Annotated in this window: 21 protein-coding genes; 18 read left to right on the forward strand and 3 right to left on the reverse strand. The window is 45.3% G+C overall.

The window, feature by feature from the left end:
* Nucleotides 1–87 precede the first annotated feature (87 nt).
* The 11 genes from ASL14_RS22550 to ASL14_RS22600 all read left to right on the forward strand — a co-directional run bounded on the left by ASL14_RS22550 (nt 88) and on the right by ASL14_RS22600 (nt 12,308).
* The gene (locus ASL14_RS22550) at nt 88–1,158 is read left to right on the forward strand and encodes a LacI family DNA-binding transcriptional regulator (RefSeq protein WP_044648221.1); all 1,071 of its coding nucleotides are present in this window, start codon (nt 88–90) and stop codon (nt 1,156–1,158) included.
* 42 nt (nt 1,159–1,200) lie between these two features.
* Nucleotides 1,201–3,150, forward strand: coding sequence for a BglG family transcription antiterminator (locus ASL14_RS22555; RefSeq protein WP_134913539.1), 1,950 nt, complete (start codon nt 1,201–1,203; stop codon nt 3,148–3,150).
* A 177-nt stretch (nt 3,151–3,327) separates the two neighbouring features.
* On the forward strand, nt 3,328–3,687 hold the full coding sequence (locus ASL14_RS22560; RefSeq protein WP_134913540.1) for a PTS sugar transporter subunit IIA: 360 nt from the start codon (nt 3,328–3,330) through the stop codon (nt 3,685–3,687).
* Nucleotides 3,684–3,983, forward strand: a complete 300-nt coding sequence (locus ASL14_RS22565) for a PTS sugar transporter subunit IIB (protein ID WP_023989371.1) — start codon at nt 3,684–3,686, stop codon at nt 3,981–3,983. Before ASL14_RS22560 ends, ASL14_RS22565 begins: the two co-directional genes overlap by 4 nt.
* Nucleotides 3,984–4,029: 46 nt before the next feature.
* Entirely contained in the window at nt 4,030–5,439 is a 1,410-nt protein-coding gene (locus ASL14_RS22570) for a glycoside hydrolase family 1 protein (protein ID WP_134913541.1), read from the forward strand.
* Nucleotides 5,440–5,484: 45 nt separating this feature from the next.
* Nucleotides 5,485–6,789: a PTS sugar transporter subunit IIC gene (locus ASL14_RS22575; protein WP_134913542.1), complete on the forward strand. Its 1,305-nt coding sequence runs from the start codon at nt 5,485–5,487 to the stop codon at nt 6,787–6,789.
* A gap of 71 nt (nt 6,790–6,860) precedes the next feature.
* Nucleotides 6,861–8,147, forward strand: coding sequence for a glycoside hydrolase family 140 protein (locus ASL14_RS22580; RefSeq protein ID WP_134913543.1), 1,287 nt, complete (start codon nt 6,861–6,863; stop codon nt 8,145–8,147).
* Nucleotides 8,148–8,266: 119 nt separating this feature from the next.
* Nucleotides 8,267–8,926, forward strand: a complete 660-nt coding sequence (locus ASL14_RS22585; protein WP_134913544.1) for an S-layer homology domain-containing protein — start codon at nt 8,267–8,269, stop codon at nt 8,924–8,926.
* Between the two features lie 275 nt (nt 8,927–9,201).
* Nucleotides 9,202–9,870, forward strand: coding sequence for a uracil-DNA glycosylase (locus ASL14_RS22590; RefSeq protein ID WP_044648214.1), 669 nt, complete (start codon nt 9,202–9,204; stop codon nt 9,868–9,870).
* A gap of 16 nt (nt 9,871–9,886) precedes the next feature.
* A complete protein-coding gene (locus tag ASL14_RS22595) occupies nt 9,887–10,309 on the forward strand; it encodes a YolD-like family protein (RefSeq protein WP_134913545.1) in 423 nt (140 codons plus the stop codon).
* Between the two features lie 121 nt (nt 10,310–10,430).
* Nucleotides 10,431–12,308: an Ig-like domain-containing protein gene (locus ASL14_RS22600; protein ID WP_134913546.1), complete on the forward strand. Its 1,878-nt coding sequence runs from the start codon at nt 10,431–10,433 to the stop codon at nt 12,306–12,308.
* A 70-nt stretch (nt 12,309–12,378) separates the two neighbouring features.
* On the opposite strand, the gene ASL14_RS22605 is transcribed toward ASL14_RS22600, so the two are convergent.
* Together ASL14_RS22605 and ASL14_RS22610 are read right to left on the reverse strand one after the other, a co-directional pair.
* Nucleotides 12,379–12,681, reverse strand: a complete 303-nt coding sequence (locus ASL14_RS22605) for a hypothetical protein (protein WP_025683436.1) — start codon at nt 12,679–12,681, stop codon at nt 12,379–12,381.
* Between the two features lie 387 nt (nt 12,682–13,068).
* A complete protein-coding gene (locus ASL14_RS22610) occupies nt 13,069–13,263 on the reverse strand; it encodes a hypothetical protein (protein WP_013310963.1) in 195 nt (64 codons plus the stop codon).
* A 139-nt stretch (nt 13,264–13,402) separates the two neighbouring features.
* Between ASL14_RS22610 and ASL14_RS22615 the strand changes: the two genes are divergently transcribed.
* Entirely contained in the window at nt 13,403–13,840 is a 438-nt protein-coding gene (locus tag ASL14_RS22615; protein WP_134913547.1) for a NucA/NucB deoxyribonuclease domain-containing protein, read from the forward strand.
* Between the two features lie 5 nt (nt 13,841–13,845).
* Here ASL14_RS22615 and ASL14_RS22620 read toward each other — a convergent pair whose 3' ends face one another.
* A complete protein-coding gene (locus ASL14_RS22620; protein WP_134913548.1) occupies nt 13,846–14,115 on the reverse strand; it encodes a hypothetical protein in 270 nt (89 codons plus the stop codon).
* On the opposite strand from ASL14_RS22620, the gene ASL14_RS22625 reads away from it, so the two are divergent.
* The 6 genes from ASL14_RS22625 (at nt 14,114) to ASL14_RS22650 (ending at nt 23,592) form a co-directional block, all read left to right on the forward strand.
* Nucleotides 14,114–15,934 (forward strand): sensor histidine kinase, encoded by a 1,821-nt coding sequence (locus ASL14_RS22625; protein ID WP_134913549.1) that lies wholly within the window; start codon nt 14,114–14,116, stop codon nt 15,932–15,934. The two genes, ASL14_RS22620 and ASL14_RS22625, sit on opposite strands and share 2 nt — an antisense overlap.
* Nucleotides 15,909–17,606, forward strand: a complete 1,698-nt coding sequence (locus ASL14_RS22630; protein WP_134913550.1) for a response regulator transcription factor — start codon at nt 15,909–15,911, stop codon at nt 17,604–17,606. The genes ASL14_RS22625 and ASL14_RS22630 overlap by 26 nt, the downstream gene beginning before the upstream one ends.
* Nucleotides 17,607–17,738: 132 nt before the next feature.
* Entirely contained in the window at nt 17,739–19,421 is a 1,683-nt protein-coding gene (locus tag ASL14_RS22635; RefSeq protein ID WP_134913551.1) for a type 2 periplasmic-binding domain-containing protein, read from the forward strand.
* 244 nt (nt 19,422–19,665) lie between these two features.
* Nucleotides 19,666–20,556 carry an ABC transporter permease gene (locus ASL14_RS22640; protein WP_134913552.1) on the forward strand — a complete coding sequence of 297 codons (891 nt, stop codon included), beginning with the start codon at nt 19,666–19,668 and terminating at the stop codon, nt 20,554–20,556.
* A gap of 27 nt (nt 20,557–20,583) precedes the next feature.
* A complete protein-coding gene (locus tag ASL14_RS22645) occupies nt 20,584–21,462 on the forward strand; it encodes a carbohydrate ABC transporter permease (RefSeq protein ID WP_134913553.1) in 879 nt (292 codons plus the stop codon).
* An 84-nt stretch (nt 21,463–21,546) separates the two neighbouring features.
* Complete coding sequence (locus tag ASL14_RS22650; RefSeq protein ID WP_442953270.1) at nt 21,547–23,592, forward strand: beta-galactosidase; 2,046 nt, start codon at nt 21,547–21,549, stop codon at nt 23,590–23,592.
* The last annotated feature ends 38 nt before the right edge of the window (nt 23,593–23,630 follow it).

Below are 23,630 nucleotides of genomic sequence, written 5' to 3' on the forward strand. Positions count from 1 at the left end.
TTATTGCATCGCCTCTCAATTCGGTGTAAACTTCACTTATTCTCTTCACTGCTGTTGTTCATCTTATTTAGAATGGAGAATTAGGGCATGAAAATGGAAGACATCGCTAAGCTGGCCAACGTATCCAAATCAGCTGTTTCACTGGCCTTCAGCGGCAAGCCGGGTATTGGCCCGGATACGCGTGAACGTATTCTCCAGGTAGCCCACGAGGCAGGATACAGTCCCAAAAGCAAGACGATAACGGCTTCAAGAAGTGATAAGTCCTTGCTTTTTCTCGTGTGTACAAATTCGGGCATTGTCCTTGAGGAATACTATCAGCAGCCATTTTTTAAAGAATTAATCCAGTTTATTGAGGAACGTTGCCGACAAAAAGGGTATTCGTTGATCTTCTCGACGGTCGACGTAGAATTTTTCCAGAGGGATATCCAGATGGTTGCAGAGGAGAAACGCAGTGCAGGCACCATTGTTCTGGGAACCAATTTGACCCGTGAGCAGATCAGTGATATTCATGCCAAGCTGCCGAATCTGATTGTGCTGGATACCTGCTTTGATACGCTTCCCGTACAATTTATCCAGATTAATAATGTTATGGGTGCTTATCAGGCAGGAGCTTATTTATGCGACATGGGTCATACCTCAATCGGTTATATTGCTTCAAATGTACGAATTCATAATTTTGAGGAACGTAAACGCGGATTTTTGGCGGCACTCATGGAACGGGGGCTGAAGATTCCGGAGGCACAAATGCTGGCTGTAGCGCCAACCATTCTTACTTCGCAGGAGGATCTGAATCGGCAGTTAACCGTTTATCTGGAGAGCGGGAAAACTTTGCCGACGGCCTGGTTCTGCGAATGCGACTATATTGCTATCAGCGCTATGAAGACCATGAGCGAGCTTGGCATCCGGGTGCCGCAGGATACCTCAATTATCGGCTTTGATAACATTACGGAATCGGTCATTGTTACGCCGGAGCTAACGACCATTCATGTAGAAAAAGAAAGAATGGCCGTTCTGGCTGTCGATCTCCTGACCGATACTATTGAGCAGGGAACGCAGGTTACAGCAAAAATCACAGTGGATACGAAATTTGTAGAGCGCAATTCCTGTGCTGCTCCTGCCACTTTCGTACCTAAAGGCGAGCTAACCGAGCAGGCCTGAGTAAAGGATAGATTTGGACAAAAGAACGGGGGGTCACCTTGAATGAATACGCGAATGGTTTCGATTCTACAGCATTTGCTGGCTGCGGACACTCCTGTCAAGAGCGAGCATCTGGCAAAATTGATCCAGGTTACTTCACGTACCGTACGTAGCGATATCAGAGAACTGGATGAATTTCTGGCCAAGCATGGAGCATCGATTCAGCCTGTTCGTTCAAGGGGGTATGAACTGAAAATCACGGACGACCGCAGCTTTCGTACGCTCCTACAGCAGTTGTTCCTGTATAACGAACCGGATGATCCCAATTCTCCTGAATACCGACAGCGTTATTTAATCTCGCGCCTCCTACTTACAGAAAATTATTTGAAGCTGGAAGAGTTGGCGGATGAGTTATACATTAGCAAATCCACTGTACAAAATGATTTCAAAGAGGTTAAGCATATGCTACAGACTTACGGAATCGGCATTGATAAGCGCCCGAATTACGGTGTCAAGCTGAGGGGCGACGAGGTTCGCTTACGTTTCTGCATGTCTGAATTCATCGTTAACCGTTCTGAAGAAGAAAGGACTGGGGGCGTGGAGGCCGCATCGAGAATGGTTACCCCTTGGGAAATGACACTCATTCGCGGTATTATTCTGGAGCAAATCCAAAACCACGGGGTCACTTTGTCGGATGTTGCCTTCAACAACCTGTCCATTCATATCGCTATAGCTTGCAAGCGTATTCGCGATGGGAACCGGGTCGCGATGCTTTCCAATGAAAGGGAAGATTTTCGGGCTACCGAGGAATTTCGAGCCGCTGAACATATCGTTAGCCACATTGAAAAGCAAATGGATTTGACCTTTCCGGAGGATGAGGTTGCTTATATCGCCATGCATCTGGCCGGGAACAAGTGGTTTGAGGGAGTTACGGAGCAACAGACAGAAGAGGCGGGGCCTCAGAAGCTCTTGGATCGGGGAATTTATGAGCTTGGCAGAGAAATGCTGGCTGAAATTGACAGGGACTTTTACCTGAATATTAGCCGGGATCAAGAACTGTTAATGGGCATATGTCTTCATCTGAAATCGGCGCTAAACCGCGTAAAATATGGGATGAATATCCGTAATCCGATGCTGGATCATGTGAAGAATAATTATCCTTTGGCTTTTCAGGCAGGGGTCATAGGTGCCAAGTTGATCGAGAGCAAACTGAATTTGGCTATACCAGAGACAGAAATGGGTTATTTGGCGATTCATATCGGGGCCGCCATGGAAAGGCAGCAGATGAACAACAGACCTAAACGCTGCCTTGTCGTATGCACTTCGGGTGTTGGAAGTGCCCGCTTGCTGTATTACAAGCTACGTAGCAAGTTCGGTGAAAGGCTTGAGGTTGCTGGCACGACCGAGTATTACAAATTGCAGCAGGTTCCTTTGCATGGCATTGATTTTGTGGTAAGCACAGTTCCAATTCCGCAGACATTATCCATTCCGGTCGTGGTAGTTCAGACTCTGCTTGGCGGCGGTGACATCGATAAGATTGAAGAGCTGCTGACGGATGAAGGCGAATTTACTTTCCGCTACATTATGGAAGAGCTTGTATTTCTGAGACAGAACTTCACTACAAAAGAAGAGATTATTACTTTTTTGGGAGAAAGAATGCATGCTTCCGGATTGATCCGCTCTTCTGAGGGATTCATCGGATTGGTGCTGGAAAGGGAAAATGCTGCTCCTACGGCTTACGGAAATCTGGTAGCCATTCCTCATCCCATTATTCCGCAAAGCAACCGGACGGTATGGGCGGTCTGTACACTGAAATCTCCCATAGATTGGTCCGGTAAGCCCGTGCAGCTCGTCTGCCTGCTCAGTATTAACAAAAACGGCGACGAGCCTCCGGCGAAAATGTATAAGCATCTGATGGGACTGGTCGACGACTCCGATATTATCCAGCAAATGCTGGAATGCAAAACCTACGGGGATTTTGCTCAAATTATTGTCAAACATAAACTGTATTAAAATAAAGCTCTGCACGACCTCTGCTTGGATTTTGAACAAGCATCGTGCGGAGTTTTGCTATTTTTTCCATTGTAAGCATTTCCGCTTCTAGTGGAAAAGGGTTGCGTTTAGAAGTCGGCAAGAATCGTATACACTGAATCTGTAAGCTAAAGAGATGAAATGCATGGGGTGAATTCAATGGATGAGTATCAGGAAATCATAATGGGACTAATAACAAATTCGGGTATTGCGAAGAGTAAAGCTATGGAAGCTATCAGCTTTGCCGAGAAGGGTAATGCGGAGCAGGCAGCAGAATGTCTTGAAGAATGCAAGAACGAGCTGGTCCAAGCGCATAAATCGCAAACGCGACTGATCCAGCAGGAAGCGGGTGGGACAGCTCATGAAGTGACACTGCTGATGGTGCATGCACAAGACCATCTCATGTCTGCCATTACGACCAAAGATCTGGCGAGACATATCGTGGAACTTTACAGCAGATTGAACCGTTACGAAGCATCAGTATCCATCACACCATTATCGGGGAGGAATAACCAATGAAACAAATTACGCTCGTATGTGCAGCAGGAATGTCTACAAGTATGCTGGTACAGAAAATGCAGAAGGCTGCACAGGCTCAAAATGTTGAGGTTGAAATCAGAGCTACTTCCGAAAGCTCTTTTAAAGAGTATGCGGACAAAACGGACGTACTGCTGATAGGACCGCAGGTCGGCTACTTGGAAGATGATTTTAAAACCAAATACGAGCCTAAAGGCATCAAGGTAAGCGTAATCGACAGAATGGATTATGGCATGATGAATGGTGAAAAGGTACTTGCCGAAGCCTTAAATCTATAATCGTCTGTACAAATAGATCAACACTTTTTCATTGAAGGTGGTCAAAATGAAATATCATAAATTGAAAGCGTTTGACTCCAATTTTCTATGGGGTGGATCGACCTCGGCCTATCAGTTTGAAGGAGCATGGAACGAGGACGGAAAAGGGCCGTCTGTTATTGACACCCGTCCGCCCCGGGAAGGGATCACTGATTATAAGGTGGCAAGCGATCATTACCATCACTATAAGGAAGACATTGCCTTACTGGCGGAAATGGGCTTCAAGGCTTATCGCTTCTCGGTGGCCTGGACCCGCATTTATCCGCAGGGAACAGGGGAATTGAATCCGAAAGGCATACAGTTTTACAACCATTTAATTGATGAGTTATTAAAATACGGGATCGAACCGATCGTGACCATGTATCATTTTGATCTTCCGGCAGCTTTGGAAAAAGAAGGCGGATGGTCGAACCGTAGTACAATCAACGCATTTGAAACGTATGCGAAGACATTGTTCGAACACTTTGGGGACCGGGTGAAATATTGGTTAACTATTAACGAACAAAACATGATGATTTTGCACGGTTCCGCTTTGGGAACGTTGGACCCGAACCTGAAGAATCCGAAAAAGGAATTGTATCAGCAAAATCATCATATGCTTCTGGCTCAAGCCAGGGCGATGATTCTGTGCAAAGAAATGTTACCTGAAGCTAAAGTGGCACCGGCCCCTAACATCTCGTGCGTATATCCAGCTTCTTCGCGTCCGGAAGATGTGCTGGCGGCTGATAACTTCAACGCAATCCGCAATTGGTTATACCTTGATATGGCGGTGTTTGGCCGTTACAATACGCTGGTCTGGAGCTACTTCGAGGAAAAAGGCTATACGCCTGAGATTCAAGAAGGTGATATGAGTATTCTGTCCGCCGCGAAGCCAGACTTTATCGCTTTTAATTATTACAGCTCTGCAACGGTCAAAGCCAGTACACAGAATTCGGCAGAAAAAGGCGGGATGGGGGATCAGCAAATCTCAGTGGGAGAAGTGGGTGTTTTTTCTGGGAGTGGGAATGAGTACCTGGAGCGAACGGAGTTCGGCTGGGGAATTGATCCGGCAGGCTTGCGTGTTACTCTTAGGAAGATCTATGACCGCTACCAGCTACCGCTGATCATTACCGAGAATGGACTGGGGGCTTTTGATTCCTTGGAAGAGGGCGATGTCGTAAGAGATGATTACCGCATCGATTACTTGCGCAAGCATATCGAGCAATGCCAGCTGGCTATTACGGACGGGGTGGAGCTGTTTGGTTATTGTCCTTGGTCCGCAATTGATCTGGTCAGCACCCACCAGGGAGTAAGCAAACGTTACGGATTCGTCTATGTTGACCGGGATGAGTTCAACCTGAGACAATTGCGGCGGATTCGCAAGAACAGCTTCCATTGGTACAAAAATGTGATTTCCTCAGATGGAAGCGTTCTCTAGATTATAGTACAACAGATGAAACTCTAAAGCAGGAGTTGAAGGAATATGGCTAACGAAAAAAAACTATCGCATAAATTGCAAAGATACGCTGGGAAAATTCAGCAAAATCGCTATATGAGCGCTATATCAAATGGACTGATGTCCACCCTTCCTTTTTTGATTATTGGAGCATTTTCGACGCTTTTCTCCGCACTTGCCTGGGAGCCTTACCAGAACCTCATCGCACCCATCAAGGGTATTATCGGATTAGGATCGACGATGACAACTGGCATCATCGCCCTCTATGCAGTCTTCTTCATCGCCTACAGACTGGCGCAAGCTTTTGACAAGGACCCGCTGGTTCCCGCAGCAACGGCACTGCTCTCGTTTCTTATTTTGACGCCGATTCAAACATTCGATAAAGTTCGGGCGCTTCCACTTCAGTGGCTCGGTGCGCAGGGTTTGTTTGTCGCCATGTTGGTTGGCTTGCTCGCTTCCCGATTGTATATCTGGATTGTCGATCGCAACTGGACCATTAAAATGCCCGAAGGAGTACCGCCTACCGTTGTCAAAACATTCTCAGGATTAATTCCGGCGATACTCGTAGCTATGGTATTCGTTATTGTTTCCGGTCTGTTCATGCATACGTCATTCGGTACGGTCCATGAGTTTATTTATACCTATCTGCAAGTGCCACTGGAAGGACTGGGTGGATCACTGGGGGCTATGATTGTCGCCCTCATCATTATGCAGGTGCTCTGGATGTTCGGAATCCACGGCGCAATCGTAACGCTTGCCATCGTCAAACCGATCTGGATGAGCCTGGATCTTGCCAATCTCGACGCTTTCCAGGCGGGAGCTCCGCTTCCAAACATTATCGGGCTGGCTTTCTGGTATATTTTTTCAAACTATGCGCCGATGCTGGGCTTCGCTCTCCTGCTGGTCTTCTTGGCCAAGAGTAAGCAATTACGCACAATTGGCAAGCTCGGTCTTCCGGGGACTTTCTTCTCGATTCACGAGCCACTCATTTTCGGAATTCCAGTTGTTTTGAATCCGCTCCTGGCTATTCCGTTTATCATTGCTCCTATCGTCTGCGCCGTCCTCGGTTATTTTGCGACAACTGCGGGCTTGCTGCCTGCACCCATCGGAATTTACCCGGCATTTGGCACTCCGATTTTTGCTCTCGGCTTTATTGAGGGGAGCTGGAGACTTGCAGCTGCACAGCTTTTGCTCATTCCCGTTTGTATGTTGATTTACTATCCATTCTTTAGAACGCTTGATAAACAAGCGTTGAACAGGGAACGCGAAGCACAGGAGAAGTCAGAGCAGGAGGGAACGGCTGGAGCCCAAGCTAGTATCGTCACTTCATAAATGAGCAATAAAAGGGAAAGCGGCGAACTGTTCGCCGTTTTCTGTCATTACAGCAATAAGGGGGATGCCGTATGATAAAGCTTGGCATAGCGGAGAACAAACGTTACTTTGTCAATGAAGGAGTTCCATTTTTTTATCTGGCGGATACCGTCTGGAGCGCATTTACCAACATCTCACTGGAGGAATGGGCTGATTATCTTGACTACAGAAGTAGCCAGGGGTTTAATGTTCTGCAAATCAATTTGCTGCGTCAGTGGGATGCCAGCGGCAGTGATTTGGATTACGAACCGTTCGAACGGATTGAGGACGGGAGCTACGATTTTTATTCGCTGAATCCAGACTATTTTGACAGGGCGGAGACAATGGTCGAGATGGCGGTGAGCAAGGGATTTGTACCCGCGCTTGTTTTGCTTTGGTGCAATTATATCCCGGATACATGGGCGGCCAAGCTTCGTGATGAGAAAAAAATGCCTCTGGAGGCGGTAGAACCGTATGTGCGTTACGCGGCAGACCGATTCTCAAAGTATCACCCTATCTATATCGTGAGCGGGGATACCGACTTCCCGTCAGAGCGAGCAAACGAGTATTACCGCACTACTCTTCACGTTGTGAAGACACATAGTCCGGAGTGTTTGACTACTCTTCACATTCAGGGGAGACTAGCGGATCTGCCGGATGAGTTCATTAACGATCCTAATTTGGACTTTTACATGTACCAATCAGGTCACAATTCGCAGTTTCAGTCCAAGGCCTACACCTTGGCGTTGGACTTCTACAACAAGCGGGTAACACGGCCTGTGCTAAACTCGGAACCTTGCTACGAGATGATGGGATACAGCCGGAGAGAATACGGTCGTTTCGGCCGTGCCGACGTGCGTAAAGCTGCATGGCAAAGTCTTTTGTCCGGTGCGGGAGCCGGCGTAACCTACGGAGCACATGGAATATGGAGCTGGCACAAAAAAGGGAAGCGCTTTGGAGTTACCGGGGAAGGTTTTGATAGCCCCTATGAATGGCAGGCTGCCCTTAAATTTGAGGGAGCGTGGGATTATGGATTCGCGAAGTGGCTGTTCCAGATGTACGGACTGGTAGATTTGCAGCCTTGGAACATAGTACTTAAGAACACGGAAGAGATTCGAGTTGCCTCAACCAGAGGCTTCGAAAAAATTGCTATTTATGTGCCGGTGAACACGGTCCTGAAGCTAGACGCCGATCTCAGAGAATATGACTTTACGATTATCGACCTGGAATACCGCCGATTTGCAGCAGCTTCGGTAGCGTTTCAGGACAATGTAACGGTTATTGATATGCATAATTTTGAGGGGGATGTCATCGTGATTGGCGTGAAAGATAAGAATTGAGCGTTCCGCAATCTTCATCCGAATCTCTGTTAGATCGCTTGCAACCTTTCCATCCTGAACTACGTCAAAGAGGTTGTTAATGGCCAGGCGGCCTAATTCAACTACAAGGTGGAACTTACATGAATATGAGAAAAAGCGCATTCGCAGCCATGACCACAGTATTGCTTCTTTCCTTCTCTTTTGGAGATCAAATGTTTGCGGCGGGCAATCAGTTCAAGGATTTGGACAGCATAAGCGGCAAAGACAAAATCATTTCCCTTCAAAATCAGGGTTTGCTCAAAGGGGTCTCTGATACGCAGTTTCTCCCCGCCTCTAGAGTGACTGCTGCCCAAGGCATTCAGTTAATCTCCGGCGGATTTCAGCTCAGTTTGGCTGCTATTGATTTTAATAAGGCGCCACAGGCCAGCGGACTGTTCTCCCATGTTAAGGATACCGCATGGTATGCCGAAGCCTTTATCAACGCGCATTATAATGGCGTGGAGATTCCCAAAGATATCGATCCTTCAAAAACTCTGACCAAGGAAGAGTTCACCCATATGCTGATTCAGGGCATGGAAAAAGCAGGCAGCCTGCCGATGATCAAAATTGCACCTGCAACGATTGCCGATGATAGCAAGTTGGAGCCTTCCTATCAAGGCAGCATTCAGCGTTCGCTTGTATATAAGGTCAATAACTTGGATGCCAGCGGAAAGTTTAATCCAAAAAGCGAGATTACACGTGCGGAAGCAGCCATTATGTTGTATAACGCGCTAGAGTATCTGAACGCTCATAAGGCTTAATCCAATGTTCTGAGCCAACCCCTTGATTGTTACGAGGTACCGTGCGGATTTGGGCTTACAGTTACTTGACACGATTATCGTTAATGCTATAATAAGGAAATCGAATTTAGATCCAACGGTAGCTGATTATCGTATGGTTTCTATCCTGGTCCTTCGGCATGTAACACAGGTAACGAATAAATAAGCTGGCTCCGGATGAGGGAGACCAGCTTATTTTTTTGTAAATAAAACGCCTAAACATTTCGGGACCCATATATCGAGAGGAGACGGGAGTTATGTTTGGTAATGATTGGGATGAAGTTTTACGGGAAGAGGTAGAAAAGCCTTATTTCAATGAATTGAGGTATACATTAGCACGTGAATACAAAATACATAAAGTCTACCCTCCAAAGGAAGATTTGTTTTCCGCACTTAAATTAACACCATATCATCTTACCAAAGCGGTTATATTGGGGCAGGACCCCTATCATGGAGAGGGACAAGCCCACGGCTTGAGCTTTTCCGTAAGACCAGGTGTGCGTACACCGCCGTCTCTGCAAAATATATATAAAGAGTTGCGTGATGATCTCGGCACTCCCATTCCCAATCAGGGCTACCTTGTTCCTTGGGCAGAGCAGGGAGTGCTGCTGCTGAACAATGTGCTGACCGTGCGTGAAGGACAACCGCAATCTCATCAGGGAATAGGCTGGGAACGTTTCACGGATGCCGTTATTGAGGCGATTAATGAACGTGAGCAGCCGGTAGTGTTTATTTTGTGGGGAAGCCATGCCCAGAAAAAAGCAAGCTTCGTGAATACGAGCAAGCATTTGGTTTTGAAATCTGTCCATCCGAGTCCTTTGGCGGCTCATAGGGGCTTTTTCGGCAGCAAGCCTTTTTCGCAAACCAATGCATTTTTGCTGGAGCATGGAATGGAACCGATTCGGTGGGAGATTCCTAACCGCTAGCACTGGAGGTGAGGACATGCGTCAATGGAAGGGACGTCAGGTCATTTTATATTACGGCAACAACGGTCATACCCAAAAGGTGCGCGGCACGATTGAAAAATGGGATGACACGCACAAGTGCGTTATTTTAGGCCCGAAGATGTTGTCTATTCCTTTTGAAAATATTACGTATATTACGATGCTCCCTCCTGGGCGTGAGCGCAGAAGCCGTCATCCGGCGAAGCTAAATTCTATCGGTTATGTGATGAGCGTTCCAGTGCAGTTTGATAATGCCATTCTTTTTCAATCGGCGGTGACCGTTTGGAAAGAAGACCAGCTGATTGCCTACAACACAAAATTGACCAGTCACACGGATTACGATGTCGTTCTGGATGATGGACAAACCTTGTCCAAGGAGGGTCATCTGTTCGTGGTCAGGTCGCTACGCGGAGAACTTTAACTGTTATAATCCACCTTTTTTTCTTCCTAAGGGTTCAAATCAAGTAGCTGTTTACCGATAAAGTAATAGGATTGTTAATTATATCCTAATTTATAGAGCTGAAACTAAGGGAGAGAAACGAATGAAACGTATGAGCAAACGGAGTACCTTCTTACTTGCTGTGCTGATGTTTTTATTTGCAGCATTGCCAGCGGGTTTGATCCAGGCGGAGGGGAACACGACCTCCACGGTAGAGTGGGATAGTCAAAATCCGACTACAGTCAATCTGGGTGGAAACCCCGCTCAATTAAAAGTGTGGTCATTGACAGAAAAGGGCAAAGAAGATGTTACACAAAAGGCAGAATGGATCTCTGGGGATTCAAGCATTTTAAAGGTAGATAAGGGACTCATTACTCCTGTGTCAAAAGGGCAGATTAAGATTGTTGCCACATATGGACAGCAAACGGTAAGTACAACGATTACAGTAAAATCGCCTTACAGCAAGCTGCAAATAGATCCATCCGGTCCCATCAATCTGGTGGTGAGCGGAGATTCGAAGCAATTGACTGTCCAAGGTACGCTTACGGCGGGCGGTACAGAAAAAGTATCTGGTGTGGAATGGACATCCACGAATCCGTCCGTGGCTACAGTGGAGGATGGTCTGGTTCGTCCTCTTGCCAAGGGCATGACTTACATTAAAGCAAGCAAAGATGAACTCAAAGCACAAACGATCGTGTATGTACGTTCCGCTTCCCAAGCATTAATATTGAGTCCATCCGCTTCCCAATCGGCCTTCCTGGGTAGTTCACCAATTCAGGTCAATGCGACTGATGTGAACCTGACTGGTGGTAAAACTGATGTGACCAACACGGCAGAATGGACTTCCTCCAATCCGCTGGTTGCCACAGTCGAGCAAGGTAAAATCACACCGATGGATGCAGGCAATTCGACGATTACAGCGTCCTATCACGGTTTGAGCAAGACTCTGAAGATTAATGTACTTCCGACGGTTGAAAAACTGGTTTCAAGCAAAGCCAGTCTGACTCTCGAAACAGGAGGCAAAACTTCTCTTCCGAGTATATCTGCTTATTTGGTCAATGGAGCAAAAAAAGCAGTTCAATCCGATGTAAAATGGAGCTTAAGCAGTGAAAGTGCAGTTAAAATAACAAATGGTAAGCTAGTTGCAGTGAACCCAGGTAGTGCAACATTGACAGCAACGGTAGGTGCGCTCAAACTGGATATTCCAGTGACTGTGCAATACAAAGTGCTCAAGCTGACGGCTTCTGAGAAAAAATATGTATTGGTTGCAGGCCAAGAAGCAAGTATTCCGACAGTAAAAGCACACATGGCTGGTGGCGGAATCCTGGATGTTACCAATCAGGTAAGTTGGGTAGGTACAACAGCCGCAGTTACAGTAGGAAATGGTAAAGTAAAAGCGGTAAGTGGCGGTAACTCAGGAATCAAGGCGATGTATATGAATAAATACGTGAAAGTGCCTGTCATTGTGGAAGGAGCCATTTCTACATTGACACCAAACTTTTCGAATGCTGAAATGAATTTGAAAGGAAGTAAGTCCATCAAAGTCACCGGCATATATACAGATGGTAAAAAAGCAACGCTGAGCAGTAAAGTGAAATGGGCAACCTCGAATGCTTCCGTAGTGGTCGTAAAAGGCTCTTCCATTAAAGCCGTTGGAATTGGAACAGCAACTATTACGGGCACTTATCAAGATAAGTCGTTTAACGTTGAGATCAAGGTCACACCTAAGTTGCTCAAACTGGTATTGAGCAATAAAAACCTGAAACTGCCTAAAGGCTCCTCTCAAGTGCTTAGTGTGAATGCAATTTATGATTCAGGCGCAACTACTAATGTGACAAGCTCAGCGGTATGGACATCCTCCAAACCGTCGATTGTACAGGTTACTGGTGGTCAGGTGAAGGCGATTGATACCGGAAGTTCCAGTATCAAAGTAGTCTATGGTGGTAAGACTGTAGCGACATCTGCCAGAGTGTTAAAATAGTCTACGCATATTGCCACATCCACTTATGCAAAAATAACCCCCGGTCTATAACCGAGGGTTATTTTTCAACTTATTCTACGCCGTCCTGATAATGGTTCTTCCAGTGCTTGTCGCCTTTGTGAGAGAAATCTTCAACCGTCTTTTCCAGCGTGGCCACCAGTTGAGCTTTAATCTCGGAAATGGTATCTCGAAACAGTCTTTCTTCTGTGCCATTAATTTTTTCACCATACAAAGCCTGAGCGGCTATAAATTGACGATGTTGCTCAACAAAACTGTCAATTGAATGCAGCGCATGCTCCACGTATTGTGAAATGCTGTGATGCTCGCTAGGCAGTTGCAATTTTAACTCCTGTACTCTGTTTAATAATGCCATGATGATCACCTCGTGCGTTTTATTATGTCAATAATTATACATCATTTTCGGAAAACTTTCATTAAATTTTGATTAAAATGTGACTTTTATTATGTCATGATTGCATTTTCACTGGTGATCAGGCATAATTTTCGGAATTAATTTCATTTTTTCTTTGTGTCGTGATTTTAAAATTTAATATATATGATACGAAGATGATGTAAAAGCATGCTGCGACAGCTGTCTTTCTGACATGTTATAATGGGGGAAAAGCCCAGTCGGAAAGGTTGTCAGTTTGGTATGAAGCTTTTTAAAGGTTTATTTTGGGGGATTCTGATCAGTCTTCTCCTGTGGTGTGCCTTGTTTGGGCTTGTCCGCTGGATGTCTCATTAAGTCGCTTCCTGTATCTTATACAATAACTCTTGCGACTGTATCCACGTCATTAACGGAAATCGTATATACGTGTTCGTCATCGTAAAGCTTGAATTGCTGAGTTTCTTGGTCAGATAGGAGCTTAGGCCAGCCAATTACGGTACTTCCATTCAGTAAGCGGATTACAACGGCTTGCATTTGGCTCACGGCCAGTTTGATCTCATCGTTCATTCGTACAACCTCCTCTCTATACTATTTGTCGTCGAATATTCAACCTTTTTTATAGTCAGTAAGGGGTTACAAAAAATAAAATCCGGGGATTACCTTAGTTGAAGGCATCTACTAGAATAGCTTGAAGGGAAGAAGAAAATTGAAGAAAAAGTTGCTGAGTTTTATAGCCTTAGTGCTGCTAGCTGCGGGCGCGTACTGGTTTGAAGGTGGCAATCTTCTTACGAAAACGACAGGAGAGAACCCGCCTGCATCGGCTCAGGTTACGCTGCAATTTCCGTCAGGTCGTTATCCTGAAACGGCGCAGCATATCAAGGAAGCCATTCAGGCGGGGAAATCACCGGTATGCACAATTGACCGTGAAGGAGCCGAGCAAAATCGCAAGCATTCGCTTGCAGGTGTTCCCACTCGTAAAGGATACGATCGTGACGAATGGCCGATGGCTATGTGCTCAGAAGGTGGCAAAGGTGCAAATATCAAATACATAGCCCCTAAGGATAATCGTGGGGCAGGATCATGGGTCAGTCACCAATTGGATGAGTATGAGGATGGAGCTCGTGTGAAATTTGTTGTGAAATAGTGCTGTTACTTTTTATTACTTTGGGCTGTTTCCTGTCTGGCCTTAATTAACGCCAGAAAATCAAAAAAATCACCTAGTGTATTGAAGCCGGCACCTAAAATGGCCAAGTCTTCCGCGGATAGTTGATTAAACCATTCCATTTGCTTAGCATCAAACATATTATCACCGCCAACCATTGATAATGTATAGTATGTACTGACGGCAACGAAGGTCAGGGCTCTGGCATACCATTTAAGTATGCCTGTTTTTTTGTGCAGAGGATGTGTAGAACTCATGTTTAAATTTAATTTTTATACTAAAATTCTCTCGATCATTATCGTATTGCTTATACCTGTGCTAATCCTGTATGTCTATTCTAATCAGACAACGACAGGCGTGTTACGTGAGGAACTAAATCAGTCAAATTATAACCAGTTGACTTTTTTTCAAAATCAGGTGAATACGAATATTGAAATGATTTCCTCCTGGCCGCATCTGCTGATTCATGACCCTGATGTAGCCAGTTTTCAAGCGATTTTTTTAAAGGACAAGGTTCTCAATCTGGATGGCATTAACCTTGTCAAACGGATCCAAACCAAGCTCGGACTTCAGGAAAGCTCATCGAATTGGAGAACCGGTCTGAGTATTTATTCACCTTCGCTCGGACGGGTTGTATCGGAGAATGGGGCAGGTTTATATGATCAGAAAAAACTAAATCAACTGATAAAAGACGGCTGGCAGGTATCCAAAAAAAGATCATACGGGAAAGACCAATTTATATTTTCATTGTATACATTATCCCCGTTTTCTTCACTCGGTAATCCAGAAACCGCTAACACGATTATTAAGGTTGAATTTGACAGCAGTAATATTCAGGACATGCTTGACCGCTTCAAAGGTGATGGTCGAAAGGAGCCTTTTTATTATAAAAAAGGCGTAGGAGTGATCTATAATCGTACTGCAAATGAAGAGCTGTCTGGAAATCTGATTTCAAAATTGGAAAAAATGGGACTTCATGAAGTTGATAATCTGACCGTGAAAATTGGAGAAGAAAGCTACCTGGTTCATGCCGTTCTTTCGCAAACGACTGGTTGGTATTTGATTGATTACATGCCTTTGTCCGATATGATGTCTCCGATTTACTCATCGAATCGACTGTTTTATATAACTGTTGTTGGCTCGCTGCTGGTAGGCTTGATTGGCGCTTACTTGCTTCATTCACAGGTACAGGTGCCGATTCTTCAGCTTGTGCAGGCATTTCGGAGATTAAAGGATGGAGACTATGCTGTTCGATTAAGTGTAAGGGGGAGTCACGAGTTTGCCTTCCTGTCTAGTCAATTCAATCTGATGGTCGAACAGATTCAGGAGCTGTTTGAGAAGGTGTATGTTGAGCAGCTACATGTCAAGGAAGCGCGACTAAAGCAGCTCCAGTCACAAATCAATCCCCATTTTTTTTATAATTGTTTTTCGTTTATTACAAGTATGGCGAAGCTGCGCAATCATGAGGCGGTCGTGGCCATGGCTCATAATTTATCCAGGTATTATCGATATACAACAAGACAGGAGCGGGATTTGGTTCCATTGTCAGAGGAAGTCGAGTTTGTTCAATATTATTTGAACATACAGCAGATGCGTATGCCACGGTTAACGTTTTCAATTGTTATGTCCTCGCAAGCCAGCAGTTTGCTGATTCCGCCGCTTGTGGTGCAACCACTGGTGGAAAATGCGGTGCTGCACGGGATAGAACCTCAAGCAGAGGATGGTATAATTCATATTTTAACCGAGCGTGTTGGCTCGTATATGTACCTGATTGTGGATGATAACGGACTCGGTTTGAGTAGAGAGGCTATAACTTCCCTGACATCGACGCTTGACAAGCCTGTGGAAGAGGATCATGGATACGGTTTGTGGAATGTGCATCAACGCATACGATTACATTTTGGAGAAGATGCCGGACTGGAATTCTCTTTGTCTCCATTAGGAGGATTGCGTGCGGTTTTAAAATGGTCGCTCTCAACAGAAGGAGAGCATGCGAATGGTTTAATTGAGCCTTCGCCAAATTCGAATATAGTTAAAACGGAGGGACCAGATGGTTCAGATATTACTAGTAGATGATGAGAGTTATGTAACAGAAAGTCTGGCAGCTACCATTCCGTGGCAGACGCTAGGCATCGAGAGGGTTCATCAAGCGGTTTCCGCATTAGCAGCAGTGGATGTGCTGGAAGCGTACGATATTGATATTCTGGTTACGGATATTCGTATGCCCGGCATGACGGGACTGGAGTTGATTGTTGAGGTAAACGAGCGATGGCCGCATATCCGAAGTTTGTTACTGACAGGCTATGCCGATTTTGAATATGCTAAAAAAGCGCTCCAGCTTAAGGCTTTTGATTACATTTTAAAGCCGGTGGATGATGAAGAGTTTATCAAATGTGTGTCAGCCGCCATGGATTCGCTAAAGGAAGAATGGGAAGCATTTGACAAGGTTCATCAATTACAATATAGCCGTAGGAACGATTTTGGTGTGCTGCGGACCCATTTAATGCACGATTTGCTACTCGGGCGTGATTTGCCTGTACAAAAAATAGAGAGCAAAATGTCCGAGTACGAGATCAAGCTACGCACGGGACATCCTGCCAGTATGCTGCTTATTCAGCTAGGGAAGCATTTTTCTGATATGGATTATCATTCAGTATCCTTAATTGAGTATGCGATTGGAAATATTGCTGAAGAAGTGTTCGCACCCGATTTTCACGTGTGGCACTGTAAAGCGCCACATGATTGCTTAATTGTATTAATAGAAGCAAATTCGAATAACAATCGGGAAAAGTATAGTATGCATCATGAAGAAGAATCAGATTATGCCCCAGAACAGCATGATATGAAGCGAATAACAGAAATTAGTATGAACGAGCATAGTAGTATTTTGCGGGCGACTATCGAAACCTTTCGAAAAAATGTGAGCAATTACTTGAAAGGGGAAATTTACGTCACGGTAACTGGTTGGTTTATGTTCCCGGAGGAGCTGCCTAAGGCATATCAGACAGCGATAAGATCCTTATACTGGAACCAACAGAAGGAGACGGATACGTTGCTATTTGTGGATGAGCAGCCAGAACAGCCGCACAGTTCAGTCAAGTTGCTGGAGGGACTATATGTGCACCCAACGCTGACCCATCTTCTGGAGTCCAGACAATGGGAGGAGGCCGAAGCGAAAATAAACCGTGTATTTGGGAAGATAGAAGAAGCGGGATATACCCGCGAACATTTATATGAGCTGTTTATTTCGGTGACGAGCGCCTTTATGTATACAGCGCACAAACAAGGACGTTTCATTACACAGATGGATCAAGTAGGCTTCGATCCGTTACATGCGCAGAAAATGGTTCATTCGTTCCCCCACCTCAAAGAGTGGATATTTTCCATGATGAACAAACTTAAATCTGAATGGTCCGCAAGCGAGCAAAGCGCTAAAAGCTATGTGGTCAAGCAGGTTCAGGAGCTCATCTCCCAGGATAAAGGTCAGGAGCTGTCTGTTAAGACGATTGCCGATCAAGTTTATCTACATCCAGTCTATCTGTCTAAAATTTATAAAGCTGAAACCGGAGAAGGTCTGGGTGACTATATCATCCGAATGAGAATGGAGCGGGCTCTTTATTTACTCAAATATTCCAACAAAAAAATATACGAAATTACGACGGAACTGGGCTATCAGAATCCCCAATATTTCAGTAAGATGTTCAAAAAGCATTACGGGATGACTCCACATGAATTTCGGGACCAGTAAAGATGAGACCAAGAAGAGAATAGTAAAGATCAGTTGGGAAAGGTGCAGAAATATTTATTTTGTGACATAGGCTGCGAAGAAAAGCCCTCTTATAATAAAAGAGTAGAAAATGATTTTTAGAGGGGGAACAATATGCGAGTTCATTCGAAAAAAAAGTTGTTGTCGTTGCTCGCCGCAACTATGGTATTAGGAGTTGGCCTTGTGGGCTGCTCAGGTGCGGGAAATGATGGGAATAAGGATAGCACAGCTAAAACTGAAAACGTATACAAAGAAAAATACAATCCGGAAGTCACAATTTCCACGGTATGGGGTGTAGATCCCGCCTTAAAATTTAAAAATGGTGAATCTATCGAAAATAATATTGCAACAAAATGGGCTAAAGAGAAATTCGGTATTAATATCAAATCACTCTGGTCCGTCACAGATACGAATGGCGCATTTGCTACGAAGCTGCGATTGGCTATGTCCTCCGGTCAGGAGATGCCGGACGTCGTTGTATTGGGGACGGAGAATGAGCAACTGGCACAGGACATGATCGATTCCGGTATGTTTGCAGAGGCTGGTCCGTTGTTTGACAAGTACGCTTCGGATTCCTGGAAGCAGGCGATGAATCAGGATACGAACGTATGGAATCAGTATAGCCGAGATGGTAAGAAAATGGGTATTCCTGTGCTTGATTTCGCCTATAACCATGATTATGTATTGTGGGTACGACAAGATTGGTTGGATAAGCTGGGCATGAAGGCTCCTGAGACGATGGATGATCTGGAAAAAGTGATGGATGCCTTTAAAAATAAAAATCCGGACGGACTGGCTCCGAACAAAGTGATTCCGCTCAGCATCGGTTTCAAAACATCCATGAATACTTGGATGGGTGACCCGTCCTGGATTTTCGGGGCATATGGCACACTACCCCAGCAGTGGAACAAAGGCACGAGTGGCAGTTTGGAATATGGCTCCGTGCAGCCTGGCATGAAGCCGGGTTTGCAAAAGCTGAGCGAGTGGCTCAAAAAGGGATATATCCCTCAGGAAGCAGCATTGTGGGATGAAAATAAAACGGCAGAACCTACAGTCGCAGGAACAGCCGGTATGATCCCTGGGCCATATTGGATGAGCGGCTGGCCGCTTCAGGATACAGTCAAAAATGCGCCGGGTGCCGTATGGAAGCCGATCAAGATTCCAGCAGGTCCTGACAACAAAGCCATGCGTCACGGAACGCAATACACCAATGGTGTTGTACTAATCAACAAACAAATGCAGCATCCTGAAGCTTTTTTCACTTATCAAAATTATTTGTTTGACCATTATGCTAATGCCAAACCGGACGGTGATTTGTCGAATGGGCTGTTTAAGGGCTACGATTATGATTTGGATGCCAACGGAAAGCTAATGTCTATCGATAAAATACCAGGCGGTTATGTAAACTCTATTCGTTATTTGCTGGTTCGTGATGGTGCCCGTATACCTGATGCCCAAATGAAGGCTTTATTAAGTTTGGCTAACGGTGGAGAACCGAAGACCCGTCTGGAGAAAGATGTAATGGTGAACTACGGGAAAGATACTCCCGCAGCTGCCAAAGTGCTTATGGAACAGAAGGATATCTCCATGAAAGATCAGTTCACGGGCCCTACTACGTCAACCATGAAGGCTAAAAAGGACTATCTGGATAAGATTGAAAGTCAGACCTTCAATGAAATTATTTATGGCAAGCAGCCGATCTCTGCTTTTGATACCTTTGTACAGACGTGGAAAACAGCTGGTGGCGAACAAATTACAAATGAAGTAAACCAATGGTATAAAAGCGTCGAAAAGTAAAAATCATGATGTTGTAATAGATTAGGAGGGCTGTCCCAAGGTGGACAGCCTTTTTACTACAGCTTTATCAGGATTGAGTGGAAATGAATGCGCTATTATGATGTGTGTGAAAAAAGTTTCATTCGTTTGGCGAGCTTAAAAAATGATTGCTTTTGTGCCATGTATGTTGGTTTTTTGAACTGTTGGGACAGCGAAAACGCTTTTATAATTGAAGTATACCATGAGAGTTACAGGAGGAACTGCAATGAGAAGTCTGCAACGTACGTGGCCATTTCATATCATGCTGCTGCCAGCCATCATTTTCTTAATTGTATTCAGCTACATTCCGATGGGCGGCATCGTGATGGCCTTTCAAAATTACAAGCCTTGGCTAGGCATAACTGGTTCCGAGTGGGTTGGACTGGATAATTTCCGCTTTTTGTTTCAACGGGAGGACAGTCTTCAAGTCGTCTGGAATACGCTAATTATTGCTGTGTTAAAGATGTTTTTCAATCTGGTGGTTCCGTTTGTTTTTGCTATACTGCTGAATGAAATTCGCAAGGTCGGACTACAGCGATCCATTCAGACACTGGTTTATCTGCCACACTTTCTGTCGTGGGTAATCTTGGGCGGAATTCTGATTGATCTGTTGGCTACAGATGGATTTATGAACCGTATTCTCGGTAGTTTCGGGATCCAGCCTATCTTTTTTCTGGGAGATAATAACTGGTTTCGGTTTACTGTCATTGTATCGGATATATGGAAGGAGTTCGGCTACAACACTATCGTATTTCTCGCTGCACTTGCGGGTATTAATCCTTCGTTGTATGAGGCTTCTGAAATGGATGGAGCGAGCCGCTGGAGACAGACGCTACACATCACTGTACCTTCGTTAATTCCGATGGTAGTCGTTGTTGGAACGCTTGCACTGGGCAATGTTCTGAATGCCGGTTTTGACCAGATTTTCAACCTTTATAATCCGCTGGTTTACCCAAAAGGCGATATTATTGACACATTCGTCTACCGAACAGCGTTAATCAATGGGGAAATGGGCTTTGCTACTGCTATCGGCTTGTTCAAATCCGTTATCAGTATGATTCTCATTCTGATATCTTATCGACTTGCTTACAAATGGGCAGGTTACCGCATATTTTGATTCCACGAGGCTGAAAGAGGGAGAGTCATGTATCATAAAACAACGCCATACCGCATCTTCAATGTGTTTAATATTTGCTTGCTTGTGATTTTGTCCATCATGTGTATCGTTCCGCTGATTCATGTGTTGGCGGTATCATTTAGTGCTAAATCAGCAGCAGATGCCAATCTGGTTGGACTGTGGCCGGTGCAATTTTCATTAGAAGCCTATAAGAAGACGATGAATAACCCGATTTTTCTGCACTCCATCTGGATTTCTGTTCTCCGGACCGTGCTGGGAACTGGCTTAACGCTGCTGATTACCTTCTTGGCTGCTTATCCACTTTCAAAAGAGACATCTGTATTCAGAAGCCGAAACGTCTATTCATGGCTGTTCGTATTCAGTATGATTTTTAACGGCGGTTTGGTTCCATTCTATATGGTTATTCAAAAGATTCATCTCATGGACAGCTTTTGGGTACTTGTTTTGCCGGGAGCGGTCAATACATTTTTGGTAATCCTCATGTTGAACTTTTTTAGAGGAATACCCAAAGAGATGGAGGAGGCCGCGCTAATTGACGGGGCAGGCCATTTTCGGACTTTGTTTAGTATATTTTTGCCGATATCCATGCCATCTATTGCGACGATTGCGTTGTTTAGTATGGTATTTCACTGGAACTCATGGTTTGATGGCCTGCTCTATCTGAGCAATGCTAAGGATTATCCATTGGCGACATTCCTGCAAACGGTAATCATTCAGAAGGACATGAGCTCCATGAGTATGAGTCCCAAAGAGATGGAATTACTTTCACAAACGACAGTGAATGCAGCACAAATTTTTATTGGTGCAGCGCCTATTCTTATTGTGTATCCATTTTTACAAAAGTTTTTTGTTAAAGGTATGACGCTCGGCTCTGTCAAAGAGTAAACCATATTGATTTAAAGGAGATGATTTACAGTGTCGCATCAAAACATAATCAAATACCCACCAATCAGTGAGCGAGTTCCATGTATGCTGCATGGAGCGGATTATAACCCGGAGCAATGGCAGCATTATCCCGAGGTGCTAAAAGAGGATATCCGGTTAATGAAACTGGCTAAATGTAACGTGATGTCTGTCGGCATATTCTCATGGGTTTCATTGGAGCCTGAGGAAGGTGTATTTACGTTTGAATGGCTGGACCGTATCCTGGATTCGTTTGCCGAGAACGGAATATATGCGTTTTTAGCTACTCCTAGTGGAGCTAGACCTGCCTGGATGTCACAAAAATATACAGAGGTGCTACGTGTGGAGGCTAACCGTGTCCGCAACCTGCACGGGGTCCGCCATAACCACTGTTCTACGTCGCCTGTATACCGGGAAAAAGTAGGCATCATGAATACAAAGCTGGCCGAGCGCTATGCGAATCATCCGGCTGTCATTGGTTGGCATATTTCCAATGAATTTGGTGGGGATTGCCACTGTGATTATTGTCAGGAGGCATTTCGTACCTGGGTGAAGGATAAATACGGCACGCTGGATAAGCTTAATCACGCATGGTGGACGACCTTTTGGAGTCATACGGTTACGGATTGGAGCCAAATCGAATCTCCGGCCCCTCACGGTGAAACGCAGGTCCATGCTATGAATTTGGACTGGAGACGCTTTGTGACTGATCAGACCGCAGATTTTATCAAACATGAGATTATACCGCTCAAGGCTGCAAACCCGGCGCTTCCAGTCACCACAAATCTGATGGAGTTTTTTGAAGGATTGAATTACTGGAAGTTTGCAGATCTGCTCGATGTTGTATCCTGGGACAGCTATCCAACGTGGCATGACCGTGGGGGAGATGATAGCCGTCAGGCTGCCAAAGTCGCCATGATGCATGATATTATCCGTTCAATCAAGGGCGGGAAGCCTTGGATGCTGATGGAGAGTACGCCAAGCTTGACGAACTGGCAAGAGGTTAGCAAGCTGAAGCGGCCGGGAATGCATCTGCTATCGTCTTTACAGGCTGTGGCACATGGGTCAGATACAGTGCAGTATTTCCAGTGGCGGAAAAGCCGCGGTTCGAGTGAAAAGCTGCATGGTGCAGTTGTCGATCATGTGGGGCATGAGCATACTCGGGTGTTCGGAGATGTGACAGATGTGGGCAACGCGCTGGAGAAGCTGGAGGAAGTTATCGGCACATCTGTACCAGCAGAGGCGGCAGTCATTTTTGACTGGGAGAACCGCTGGGGAGTCAACGATTCACAGGGGCCGCGAAACAAAGGCGTAAAATATGAGGAGACGGCCCAGGCGCATTATTTGGCACTATGGGAGCAGGGCGTGCCTGTAGATGTCATTCATATGGATGCTGATTTCTCCAAATACAAACTTGTGGTAGCTCCAATGCTATATATGGTGCGCAGCGGTGTAGGTGAGCGAATACAAAAGTTTGTTGAAAGCGGTGGCATTTTTGTAGCAACCTATTGGTCAGGTATCGTGGATGAACATGATTTGTGCTTTCTTGGAGGCTTTCCTGGGCCGCTTCGTAAGACGCTTGGGATCTGGTCGGAAGAGATTGACGGGCTGCATGATCACGACCGTAATCATATTTTGCCAGTTAAAGGAAATGAGTTGGATCTGCACGGTGAGTATGAGGCTGTGGAATTGTGCGATCTCATTCATACGGAAGGTGCAGAGGTACTGGCTGTATACGGTTCAGACTTTTATGCAGGACGCCCAGCCTTGACGGTGAACCGCTTGGGACAGGGAAAAGCTTATTACATCGCTTCACGCAACACGGGATCGTTCAACAGTCATTTTTACAGAAGTTTGATTGATGGCGCAGGAATTAGTAAAGCACTCGATGTTCAGTTGCCGCATGGAGTGAATACGGCGATTCGTACCGATGGAGTTCATGATTATATTTTCATACTGAATTTCACTCATGAGCCACAAGAGATTAGGCTAGATGGACGAATTTATGCGGATATGCTCGAAAATCATGTGGTGGAAGACGGCAAGGTTCGATTGGATGCCTATGCTGTTAAGGTACTAAAGACAGAGCGGAGTAAATCGGAAAGAGTATAGAGTGTGATGGCTGACGTTTTCCCGAATGAGGGATCTGG

This window comes from Paenibacillus sp. IHB B 3084 (assembly GCF_001447315.1).
Taxonomy (GTDB): domain Bacteria; phylum Bacillota; class Bacilli; order Paenibacillales; family Paenibacillaceae; genus Paenibacillus.